Origin of the sequence: Nitrosomonas sp. Nm34 (genome assembly GCF_900113925.1) — a bacterium.
GTDB lineage: Bacteria > Pseudomonadota > Gammaproteobacteria > Burkholderiales > Nitrosomonadaceae > Nitrosomonas.
In genome coordinates, this window is record NZ_FORD01000003.1 from 90,270 (window position 1) to 102,951 (window position 12,682).

Genomic DNA, 12,682 nt, shown 5'->3' on the forward strand with positions numbered 1-12,682 from the left:
CATTATCATTGGCACGATTCACATTCAGGATCATCAATTGCACAATATTTGATTTCTGCTGCCATCTGTTGAGCGCTTGCTGCCGCCATGCCACCGCTGGCTGGTACGGCATTGAGTGTTCCGGTATGCACCGTAGATTTTTCTGCCGTTGTGGCACCTAATGAACGTAAATAATAGGTGGTCTTGAGCCCCCGCAGCCAGGCAAGCTTATAAATCTCATCGAGCTTCTTACCAGAAGCCGCTCCCATATAGATATTGAGCGATTGTGCCTGATCGATCCATTTCTGCCGCCTGGCAGCCGCCTCCACTAACCAGCGGGGATCCATTTCGAAAGCAGTTGCATACATATTGCGTATGGTGGCAGGTATCCGGTCTATTTTGCCGACAGCACCATCGTAATACTTGAGATCAGCAATCATCACTTCATCCCAGAAACCACGTTGCTTCAGATCATTGACCAGCCATTTATTGGCGATCGTAAACTCACCAGACAAATTGGATTTAACGTATAGATTCTGATAGGTAGGCTCAATACTCGCTGAAACACCGACGATATTGGAAATCGTCGCAGTCGGTGCAATCGCCAGGCAATTCGAGTTTCTCATACCATGCTTCTTGATACGCGCCCGCAGCTTATCCCATGGCAGAGTGGTGGAAGTATCCACCTCAACATAATTTCCGCGCTCTTCGCGTAATAGCTCAAGAGAATCCTGTGGCAGAATGCCACGATCCCACAGACTGCCACGATAGGAGGCATAACAACCGCGCTCTTCTGCTAATTCGGTGGAAGACCAATAAGCATTATAAGCGATAGCCTCCATTGATCGGTCTGCAAATTCTACCGCTTCTTCAGAAGAATAAGGAATGCCAAGCTTATACAAACAATCCTGGAATCCCATGACGCCAAGTCCAACCGGACGATGTCTCAAATTGGCATTACGTGCTTTGGCAACCGCATAGAAATTGATATCGATCACATTATCAAGCATACGCATTGCTGTACTAATCGTCCGCTTGAGTTTATCTATATCCAGTTTGCCATCGTTGATATGCGCCAGTAAATTGATCGACCCCAGATTGCAGACAGCAATCTCCTGCTCGTTGGTATTCAACGTAATTTCAGTACAAAGATTAGAACTATGTACCACACCGACATGATTTTGAGGGGAGCGTATGTTGCATGGATCCTTAAAGGTAATCCACGGATGTCCTGTCTCGAACAGCATCGTCAGCATTTTTCGCCATAATTGCTGAGCAGGAATCTTCCTGTGCAAGGCAATTTCACCCTCGATCGCTCTTTTTTCATAAGCAAGATAGGCCTGCTCAAATACCTTGCCATACTTGTCATGGAGATCCGGTACGTCCGAAGGGGAAAACAGTGTCCAATCCCCCCCTTCTATCACCCTTTTCATGAACAAATCGGGCACCCAGACAGCAGTATTCATATCATGCGTACGCCGACGATCATCCCCAGTGTTCTTGCGCAGCTCCAAAAACTCCTCGATATCCAGGTGCCAGCATTCCAGATAGGCACATACGGCTCCTTTACGTTTGCCGCCCTGATTGACCGCTACAGCGGTATCAGAAACCACTTTGAGAAAAGGAACCACACCTTGTGATTTGCCATTGGTTCCCTTGATGCGCGATCCCATCGCGCGCACCGGAGTCCAGTCATTACCCAGCCCACCCGCAAACTTTGAAAGCAAGGCATTTTCCTTAATGGCTTCATAAATACTATCCAGACTATCGGGTACGGTCGTCAGGTAACACGAAGAGAGCTGCGGACGACATGTACCTGAATTGAACAACGTCGGCGTCGAACTCATGAAATCAAATTTTGATAGCACATGATAGAACTCGATGGCGCGCACTTCACGATCGATCTCATTCAGCGCAAGCCCCATGGCTACCCGCATAAAAAAAGCCTGCGGCAGCTCGATACGCTTTTCATTGATATGCAGAAAATAGCGATCATACAGTGTCTGTAAACCCAGATAACCAAACTGCATGTCACGATCTGCCTCCAGCACCTCTGCCAGACGCGCCAAATCGAATTGTGCCAGTCGCTCATCCAGCAATCCTGCCTCGATGCCTCGCTTAATAAAACCGGGAAAATATTCTGCGTAACGGGATGTCATCTCTTTCTGCGCAACATCCTCTCCTAGCACCTCAAACCGGATCGTATGCAATAACAACCTGGCTGTAACGTAGCTATAGGCAGGATCTTTTTCTATCAAGGAACGTGCTGATAAAATTAACGATTTTCTGACTTCTTCCGCGGGCACCCCATCATATAAATCTCTTAATGTTGATTTAAAGATCAATGCACTATCTACCGCCTCGCCGAGATCCGCACAAGCGGCTTCTATCAGCGCGGTCAGTCGCGCAATGTCAAGCGGTATCCTGTGGCCATTTTCCAATACATGCAAAACAGGGCTCTGCTTCTCAGCAGCCAATTTTTCCTGCTGTTTGGCCCGTTCACGCGCCCGCTCTTCACGATACAGCACATATGAGCGCGCCACATCATGCTCGCCCGAACGCATCAGCGCCAGCTCAACTTGATCCTGAATATCCTCAATATGAAACGTGCCCCCTTCAGGCTGACGCCGCGTCAACGCTGCCACGACATCCTGAGTCAACCGCGCCACCACCTCACGCACCCGCGCAGACGCAGCTCCCTGCCCTCCCTCCACAGCGATAAAAGCCTTGGTCATGGCAACAGAAATCTTGCTGGGTTCAAAAGCAACTACTGCGCCATTACGGCGTATCACTTTGTATTGCGCGTATTGTGAACCTACCGCCGAAGGAATGTCGGAAAAATCTTTTTGCAGCGTTGGGCTTAAATTTTCACTGTCGGCGGTAAGCATAAGGAGTAAGCATAAGGAGTTAGAGGTAGTATAGTAGACTATACTACCTGTAGTAGCAAGCGCTAGATTATAGCAGACCTATTGTACTAAGCCATTAAAGCCCTAAACTTTTTGAGAAAATAGAGCATCCTAACCAATTAACAGGATTGAAAAAAATAAAAATTAAAAAGGTTGAAATAGAGATAAAAAGACCGAAACAAGAAAATAGTGCTCTATCAAAATAGGTCATTACAGACAATTTTTTAATCCAAAATCACTGTTAGGTTTAAGTCAAAAAACAGGTGCTTGATCCATAAGCACGCTTACTTTTTCCCGATTTTCAAGACGGAGAATATTATAAGAAACTACGCTCGATTGATCTCCCTCATTATTACAGGTGTATTCCTATGCATCAGAACCAATGGCATTTGTTGACTACTAAACGCTTTTTGCCATTTTTTCTCACCCAGTTCCTGGGAACATTGAATGAGCATGTTTGCAGAAATATATCGGTCATTTTGATCACTTATGCAACCATAGAGCGCACTGACTTTAGCCCGCAAATTATGCTAGCGGTTGCGAGCGCCCTCTTCATTCTGCCTTATTTTCTTTTTTCTGCTATTGCTGGCCAGGTTGCAGACAAGTGGGCCAAAGCAAAACTCATCAGAATCATAAAATTCATAGAAATCCTCTTGACGAGTAGTGCAGCAGGCAGTTTCTTTTTAGGCAACGTCACCTTGATGCTCAGCATCCTTTTTTTAATGGGAACCCTGTCAGCATTTTTTGCACCACTCAAATACAGCATTCTGCCAGATCACCTCCAGGATAATGAGTTGATTGGCGGGAATGCTTTCATTGAAGCGGGTACGTTTTTATCTCTATCAACTGGGGCGATCGTCGTAAGCTGGCTCCTTGTGGCTGAGAACGGCATTACTCTGCTGGCCGCCCTGATGATCATCAGTGCGCTCGCCGGCTGGCTCTTCAGCCTATTGATTCCCTCAAGCTATGCTGCATCCCCTCAAATTAAAATTGGCTACCACGTATTGAACGAAACTCGCGCCATCCTTCAGTATATCCGTCAGAATCCCCTCGTATTCCGCTCCATCCTGGGGATCTCATGGTTTTGGCTGTTTGGGGCAGCCTTCGTCTCTCAATTTCCCCTTTTCGCGAAAGAAGTCATGGGTGGCAATGAACAAGTTACCCTCTTGTTATTAGCATTTTTTTCCATTGGCATTGGCTTGGGCTCGCTGCTTTGTAATAAGTTACTAAAAAGCGAAATTGCAGCGACTTTTACTCCACTGGGAGTTCTTGGCATGACCATTTTTACCGTGGACCTGGTTTTTGCCAGCGGAAGCATGCTGCCAGCAAAAGGGGAGTCGATCGGCGCAATGGCTTTTCTGGCTTCACTCGAGCACTGGCATATCTTGCTGGATCTGCTGGCTATCACGATTTGCGGCGGCGTCTATGTGGTTCCGCTTTATGCTCTTGTTCAGCGTTACTCAGAAGCATCTCATCGCTCACGTGTCATGGCTGGCAATCACATCATGAATGCATTCTTTCTGGTGGTATCTACCATGACGATCAGCTTGATGTTAGCCACCAATTTCTCGATAGCAGAAGTTTTTCTTACCATCGCGACTCTCAATGGTCTTGTGATGATCTACCTCTCCAGTTTATTGCCACAGGCTTTAATCAGATCCATTCTAAAGTGGGTTTTTCATACGAGCTGCCGCCTGGAAGTTAAAGGACTGGAGAATTATGCAAAAGCGGGAAATAAAATGATCATTATGGCCAATCATCTCTCATTTCTGGATGCCCTTCTGCTAAGCACTAGCTTGCCCGACCCACTATGTTTTGCCATCAATCTACGCACAGTACGGCGCTGGTGGCTCAGGCCATTTTTATTTCTGGCTGACACTGTCCCGGTCGATCCTGCTGATCCGAAATCGACTCAGTTATTGATGGATAAAGTAAGCAGTGGTCAGAGAGTGGTTATTTTTCCCGAGGGCAGATTAACGCTCACCGGGCTCCTCATGAAAGTATATGAAGACCCGGTCATCATTGTCTCCAAATCAGGCGCCCTGCTTCTGCCGATTAGTATTTCAGGTGCACAATACACCCCATTCTCTCGACTGAAGGGCAGAATCCGCATGCGGTGGTTTCCCAAAATCACCCTTACGTGCATGCCCCCAGAATCATTTGATTTTCCACCGCAAGTCCAGGGAAAACCACGAACACATCTTGCTACAATCAAGCTCTACGACATCATGACAAGCATGATGTTTCAAAGCAATGAGCTCAGGCAAACGTTATTTCAGTCCCTTTTGGATGCCTCCGCTATCCATGGTAAAAAACATCTTATTGCGGAAGATATTGAACGCAAACCAATAAGTTATGTTCAATTGATTACCGGCAGTTTGATTGCAGGAAACGAGCTGCGCAAGCTTACCCGGGCAGGGGAAAATGTGGGGATGTTATTGCCTAATATGACGAGCACATTGATCAGTTTTTTTGCGTTACAAGCTTTTGGTCGCATCCCTGCCATGTTAAATTTCTCTGCCAGCAAAATGAATGTGATGGCGGCGTGTCAATTAGCACAAATCAAATTAGTCATTACTTCCAGGCAGTTCATCGAAGCAGCAAAATTTACTGACATGATCGATGGGTTACAAGCGCAACATATCACCATATTTTATTTGGAAGATATACGCAAACGCCTTCACTGGTGGCACAAGTTGACAGGATGGGTAGCCGGGCGGATGCCGCAGCTTGCTTATCACTTTACTCACCCTGCACACGGTCCCGATGCAGCCGCGGTAGTACTATTTACTTCTGGCTCTGAAGGCACGCCTAAAGGCGTAGCGCTCAGCCACATCAATTTACAGGCCAACCGCTTTCAAGTGTCATCCGTGATTGATTTTGGCCCAACGGATAGTGTATTTAATGCTTTGCCGATTTTTCATTCCTTTGGTCTGACAGGCGGCATGTTGTTACCTGTTTTATCTGGAATAAAAACATTTTTTTATCCCTCTCCGCTGCATTACCGAGCTATTCCTGAACTGGTGTACGATACGAATGCAACCCTTTTATTTGGCACCGATACCTTTCTGGCTGGTTATGCACATTATGCCCATCCTTATCATTTCTGCAGTCTGCGATATGTATTCGCAGGCGCAGAAAAATTAAGGAAAAGCACGCGCGGAACCTGGTTAGAAAATTTTGGCATCCGCATTCTCGAAGGATATGGTACAACCGAAACAGCACCTATCTTGAGTATCAATACCCCGATGCACCATCGGCCAGGGTCAGTAGGTCGGCTGATCCCGGGCATTCACTACCGATTGGAAAAAATTCCTGGTATTGAAAATGGCGGTAAATTACTGGTCTCCGGCCCTAATATCATGAAAGGTTATTACCTGATCGATTCACCTGGGCAAGTGATGCCACCGGTTAACGGTTGGTATGACACAGGTGACATCATCGAAATAGATGAGGAAGGCTATCTCTTTATTAAAGGTCGTGCTAAGCGCTTTGCCAAAATTGGCGGTGAAATGGTGTCCTTGGCGGCGGTAGAAGAATACATCAACAAACTGTGGCCTGCTTATACGCATGCCGTCGTGCAGATTCCCGATGCTAAAAAAGGTGAACAGCTGGTTCTCATTACCACCAACCCTTCTGCCCATCGAAATGAGCTGCTCAGCTATGCTCAACAACAAGGCATTGGAGAGTTGAATATTCCTAAAACCATTTTAATCATTGATGAAATACCTCTCTTAAGCACTGGTAAAACAGATTATGTCACATTGCGCGATTGGGCTCTAAAACAAGTGGCTGGCCTTTGAGATCATACCTTCCCATCTTTCTCTTCTCATATCAATGAATCTCATCAACCATATTTTTTCCTGTTGCGCCGTCGCCGACTATGTGCTCGCCTGGCTTCTTCCTCAGTCAATGGCGCAGGTTTTTTATTCGCATAAGGATTGCGACCCGTCCTGAATTCTACTCGTAATGGGGTACCTTCCAGCCGGAAAGTTTCACGAAAGGTATTCTCCAGGTAACGACGGTAAGTTTCTGGCACATGGTCCAGCATACTGCCATGGATAATAATCAAGGGAGGATTAGACCCGCCCTGATGAGCATAGCGCAATTTGGGACGGGACATTCCTCCGCGTGGGGGCGATTGTTTTGCTACAGCTGCCTGTAAAGCGCGTGTCAGTTTAGGTGTGGACAGATCAGCCATTGCAGCGGCATAAGCAGCATTAATTGACGGAAACAGTCCTCTTATGCCATTTCCATGTAATGCAGAGATATAGTGATATTTAGCATAATCAAGAAAGGCAAACCTTCGCGCCACTTCTCGCTTGATTGCTTCTCGTTGATAATCATCCAGACCATCCCACTTGTTAATGGCGATGACCAATGCTCTTCCCGTTTCCAGGATGAACCCAGCAATATGCGTGTCCTGATCAGAAATATCATTTCTTGCATCAAGAACCAGAACCACCACATTTGCCTCCTCAATGGCTTGCAGCGTTTTGATGACTGAAAATTTCTCAACCGTCTCGAATACTTTGCCACGGCGACGCAAGCCTGCTGTATCGATTAGAGTATAATGGTGCTGATGATACTCAAAATCAATATAGATACTGTCGCGCGTGGTACCGGGTTGATCAAAGGCAATGACACGCTCTTCGCCCACCAATGTATTGATCAATGTGGATTTGCCTACGTTGGGTCGTCCCACAATAGCAATTTTGGGATAGTTTTCCGCTCTCTCTTCCATTTCTTCTTGCTGAGGAAGAAAGCCAGCCAAAGCCAACTCAATGAGCTCACCCACATGGTCACCATGCATTGCTGAAATCGCACAAGGCTCTCCCAAACCCAGCTCATAAAATTCCGAAGTGACCATAGCTGTCCGCATACCTTCAGTTTTATTTACGACCAGCAGGATTTTGCGGCCAGTTTGCCGCAAATGCTCCGCAATAATCCTGTCATGCGGCGTCAATCCCTGCCGGCCATCAACCACAAATAAAACAATGTCTGCCTCATCCACTGCCTGGAGTGTCTGCCGGGCCATCGCGTGTAAAACACCCGATTTCACAACAGGTTCGAAACCGCCCGTATCGACGACAATATAAGGATTATTCCCTATTTTGCCTTGACCATAATGTCGATCTCGCGTCAATCCTGGAATGTCTGCCACGATCGCATCCCGGCTCCGTGTGAGACGATTAAAGAGAGTTGATTTACCGACATTGGGACGCCCAACCAGCACAAGCGTAGGTTTCATGATTGCAGGAAATGAGAATGACTAAAAAGGTGCATGCTTTCCCCTTGTGTGAAGAAGAAAGCATTTCTGAAATTTATCGTGAAAAGTATAAAAAGTTATAGGATGAGGGGCCGTTATTGCACAGCAAAAGCATAAATCCCGCCGTTTGAAGTCTGCACAACAAAGCCATCAGAAATATATTCCGGACGGCTCAAAATCGCGCCACCATCGGTAGCAGCTCGTGCAACTACGCTGCCATCATGTCGCCTAAGTAAAGAGACATTCCCTTCCGCATCGCCCAATGCCAAAAGCTCACCTCGAACAAGCAAAGGTGCAGATAATTTACGGCTACCCAGTTTAGCCTGTTTCCACATCATGGCGCCACTTCTTTTATCATAGGCAACGACTGCACCACGATCTTCACTGACATAAACATTGTTGCTATCCATGGTAAGGCCTGCATTGCTAGAAGCATCTCTGGCCCAAATCTGATTACCATCTGTAATTTCAAAGCAGCCGACACGACCGTGATAAGTCACCGCACAAACTTGTTGATCATCAATGACAGGTAGACCAGCAATATCCGTCATCCGTTCCAACTCTGTTACTCCGCGTGGTTGCGCAACAGCCGCCTCCCAGCCTACATTACCATTCAACAAACTCATTGCCACAAGTTTGCCACCACCCAATCCAGCAAACACAGCGCCGCGATAAACTAATGCACCGGCAGAATTTCTCATCGTCAGGGCAGGAGTAGGCCCTTGATAAACCCATTTACGGCTCCCATCAGCCGCATCTAATCCAAAAATCCTGCCATCTGCGCTTCGTACCACGACCACATCACTATCGATCTGTGGTTGGCTTAATACTTCACTGGTTACACGTGTTTTCCAGCGCTCATGGCCCATCTCATCAAACGCAAGCACTTCGCCATTAAACGTTCCGACCAGAATAGTTCCATAACCAGCCCCTACCCCTCCTGCCAACTTATGCTCAGTCTCTACTTGCCAAACCTCTTTTCCATTAGCAGGATCAAGACGAGCCAGGTAGCCTTTGGCATCAGCCGCGTAGACTGCGCCATTCTCATAAATAGGAGAAAAAACTGCGATCTTGCTCTTATTGAGACTGTGCTTCCATAATAGCGGTATCTCAGGTACTGCTTTTAATGCTGCAATTTCTTTCTCATCAACCTTGTTTTCATCTTTATCACTCAGCTGATCAACCAAATTACTGATACCCAGATCACCAATATTACCGATACCCAGATCACCCATACTTGCGCATCCAGCCAGTAACACCATCGCTGTAAATAATGCGAAGTGTCGCAAAAAAGAAGTGCCTGCTCTAAGCAACAAAAGATACTCCAAACGCAAATTGATAAATATTTACTGCTTGCTTTCTCTCAAAGCATCCAGCTTCATCTGGACAATGTTCTGATAGGCACTTCTCCCACCACTCAATTTATCGATGCCTTGTTGATAAGCAATACGTGCCTCAGCTATTTTCCCAGATGCAGCCAGAATATCCCCTTTCAAATCAGCATAGAGGCCGCTAAAAGGCTCCCCATGCTGAGCATTCAGCAGATTCAAAGCTTCTTCATATTTTTTCTCATCCAATAAAATGCCGGCCAGGCGCAGGCGTGCGATATCCTTTAGCTCGGGTTCTTTACTCCTATCGAGCACCCATTGCAGTTTATTTTTAGCTGCTTGTTGATTGCCAGCATCCGCATTGGCCTGTGCGGCAATGAGTGCTGCACGTGATGCGTATCCACTCGTAGGAAAACCTTCTGTTAACAAATGTGCCGCATCATTAATCTTGGCAGGATCACTCCCCTGCTCAATTTGCTGTTGTAAGACAGCAAATAAATCAGCAGACTGCTGCGCTTGTTGTTTGTGGTAATAATTCCATGCCTGCGTCCCGACTATCGCGGCAATAAATGCCGTCATCATGATAATGACTGTGTTGCCATGCGCCGCCCACCAGGCTTTTAGCCCCTCTATTTTTTCCTGTTCTTCTGGATTATAAGCTGCCATTTTTTCTTTGTTGATCTAGATAATTAACGATTAAATTCGTTTGAGTAGCGGACCCGCTTCTACTAATCCCACTCTTACTTGTTCAGCTGCCTCACGCAATGGTTTGATGCTCACCTCACCTTCTTTTGCTTCATCATCACCGATAATGACCGCAAAACGAGCGCCGCTGCTATCCGCTTTTTTCATTTGTGATTTGAAACTGCCACCACCGCAATGCAAAATAGTATTTAACCCTTCATCACGAAACCATTCCGCTGCTTTCCAGGCAAAATCCGCTGCAAGTTCTCCCTGATGAACAACATAAATATCTGTGGTAGGGCTTGGAATTTCAATTTCATTCATCAAAGCAAGAATTCGTTCAATTCCCATCGCAAACCCACAGGCAGGCGCTGGTTTACCACCCATTTGCGTGATTAAGCCATCATAACGCCCGCCTGCGCATATTGTTCCTTGGGCGCCCAGCTTATCGGTGACCCACTCGAATACGGTACGGTTGTAATAGTCCAATCCCCTCACCAGTTGGGGATTTATCTCAAAAGCAATACCTTGCTCGTGTAGCACACGTTGCAATGCTTCAAAATGCTGAAGTGAATCCTCATCCAGGTCATCCAATAACCTGGGTGCTCCAGCCAGAATTTCGCGCATATGCGGATTTTTACTATCGAGAATGCGTAATGGATTGCTATGCAAGCGCCTCTGAGCATCTTCATCCAGCTCATCCCGATACTGCTCAAAATACTTAATCAGTCTTGATCGATAAATGGCACGGGATTCAGTACTTCCAAGCGTACCAATTTCCAGCCGCACCCCTGAAATACCCAACTCGCGCCAAAGTCGAGCGCCCATAATAATCAGCTCTGCATCAATATCAGCGTCTGCATAGCCCAATGCTTCCACGCCAACTTGATGAAATTGACGGTAGCGCCCTTTTTGCGGACGTTCATGACGAAACATTGGCCCATAGTAATACAATCTCTGCGGTCCGGCATAAAGCAGATTATGCTCCAGTACTGCCCGCACACAGGAAGCCGTTCCTTCCGGTCGCAATGTCAGGCTGTCTCCATTCAGATGGTCCACAAACGTGTACATCTCTTTTTCAACAATATCCGTCACTGCCCCGATTGAACGTATGAATAAATCAGTCTGCTCAACGATAGGAGTACGAATATTGCGATACCCATAGCTTGCCAACCAATCTCGTACGATGTCCTCGAAAAACTCCCAACGATGGGTTTCCTTCGGCAGGATATCATTCATCCCCCGAATAGCCTGAATCAGGTTAGACATGAACTAGTTTTCTTTGGTATTTAGTGCGTACATATTCATCAACGATGTGACGAAACTCACCGGCAATGTTATCACCTTTCAGGGTCACCGTTTTTTCTCCATCGACAAAAACGGGCGCGACTGGATTCTCTCCTGAACCAGGCAAACTAATCCCTATATTGGCATGCTTACTCTCTCCCGGACCATTGACGACACATCCCATCACCGCCAGTGTCATGTTTTCTACTCCAACGTATTGTTCACGCCAACTGACCATTTGTTCTCGGACATAAGCTTGGATACTTTCCGCTAATTCCTGAAAATAAGTACTCGTCGTTCGTCCACAGCCCGGGCATGCTGCCACAAGGGGAACAAATGCCCGCAGACCCATGGTCTGAAGAATTTCCTGCGCCACGATCACTTCACGTGTGCGATCCCCTCCAGGTTCAGGGGTCAGGGATATCCTGATAGTATCGCCTATTCCTTCAAACAACAGCACTGACAATGCCGCAGTTGAGGCAACAATCCCCTTCGATCCCATTCCTGCCTCTGTCAACCCCAAGTGCAGCGCATAATCACACTGGGCTGCCAGCTCACGATAGACAGCTATGAGATCTTGCACACCACTTACCTTGCATGACAATATGATGTGATCGCGAGAAAGTCCAAGTTCTTCTGCTTTAGTAGCGCTCTCCAACGCAGAAGTAATAAGAGCCTTACGCATCACTTGACCCGCATCGAGCGGCTTAGCCAATTTGGCATTTTCATCCATGATGCGTGCCAGCATTTCTGGATCTAAGCTACCCCAATTCACGCCAATTCGGACAGGCTTATCATATTTACAAGCGGTCTCTATCAGTGTGGCAAATTGCTCATCACGCTTCCTGCCATGACCTACATTGCCAGGATTGATGCGATACTTGGCTAATGCTTTAGCGCAATCCGGATACGCTGTCAGCAATTTGTGACCATTAAAATGAAAATCACCTACCAATGGCACATGGCAACCCATATCATCCAATCTTGCACGAATCGCTGGTACGGCCTTGGCTGCTTCCGCTGTATTAACTGTAATCCGTACTAGCTCTGAACCAGCGCGTGCCAATCGGGCAACCTGTACGGCAGTAGCCACTTCATCCGCTGTGTCGGTATTTGTCATCGACTGTACAATGACAGGCGCATCACCGCCAATCGTAATAGTACCTACACGTACACCAACACTTATGCGTCGCGGTGAAGAAATATTGTTTTGAGACATCATTCTATAG

At 46.8% G+C, this 12,682-nt stretch carries 7 protein-coding genes; 1 reads left to right on the plus strand and 6 read right to left on the minus strand.

All coding sequences use genetic code 11. The features are described 5' to 3' along the window. Positions 1–5: 5 nt before the first annotated feature. Positions 6–2,867, minus strand: a complete 2,862-nt coding sequence (locus BM283_RS02335; RefSeq protein ID WP_090688754.1) for a ribonucleoside-diphosphate reductase subunit alpha — start codon at positions 2,865–2,867, stop codon at positions 6–8. 386 nt (positions 2,868–3,253) lie between these two features. Between BM283_RS02335 and BM283_RS02340 the strand changes: the two genes are divergently transcribed. Then, positions 3,254–6,688, plus strand: a complete 3,435-nt coding sequence (locus tag BM283_RS02340) for an acyl-[ACP]--phospholipid O-acyltransferase (protein WP_090688757.1) — start codon at positions 3,254–3,256, stop codon at positions 6,686–6,688. 44 nt (positions 6,689–6,732) lie between these two features. Here BM283_RS02340 and der read toward each other — a convergent pair whose 3' ends face one another. The 5 genes from der to ispG all read right to left on the minus strand — a co-directional run bounded on the left by der (position 6,733) and on the right by ispG (position 12,672). Next, on the minus strand, positions 6,733–8,136 hold the full coding sequence (gene der / locus BM283_RS02345; RefSeq protein ID WP_090688761.1) for a ribosome biogenesis GTPase Der: 1,404 nt from the start codon (positions 8,134–8,136) through the stop codon (positions 6,733–6,735). A gap of 113 nt (positions 8,137–8,249) precedes the next feature. After that, positions 8,250–9,470: an outer membrane protein assembly factor BamB gene (gene bamB, locus BM283_RS02350; protein WP_254776103.1), complete on the minus strand. Its 1,221-nt coding sequence runs from the start codon at positions 9,468–9,470 to the stop codon at positions 8,250–8,252. A gap of 30 nt (positions 9,471–9,500) precedes the next feature. Continuing rightward, the gene (locus BM283_RS02355; protein ID WP_090688765.1) at positions 9,501–10,148 is read right to left on the minus strand and encodes a YfgM family protein; all 648 of its coding nucleotides are present in this window, start codon (positions 10,146–10,148) and stop codon (positions 9,501–9,503) included. 30 nt (positions 10,149–10,178) lie between these two features. After that, entirely contained in the window at positions 10,179–11,435 is a 1,257-nt protein-coding gene (gene hisS, locus BM283_RS02360; protein ID WP_090688768.1) for a histidine--tRNA ligase, read from the minus strand. Beyond that, positions 11,428–12,672: a flavodoxin-dependent (E)-4-hydroxy-3-methylbut-2-enyl-diphosphate synthase gene (gene ispG / locus BM283_RS02365; RefSeq protein ID WP_090688954.1), complete on the minus strand. Its 1,245-nt coding sequence runs from the start codon at positions 12,670–12,672 to the stop codon at positions 11,428–11,430. The genes hisS and ispG overlap by 8 nt, the downstream gene beginning before the upstream one ends. Positions 12,673–12,682: the final 10 nt, after the last annotated feature.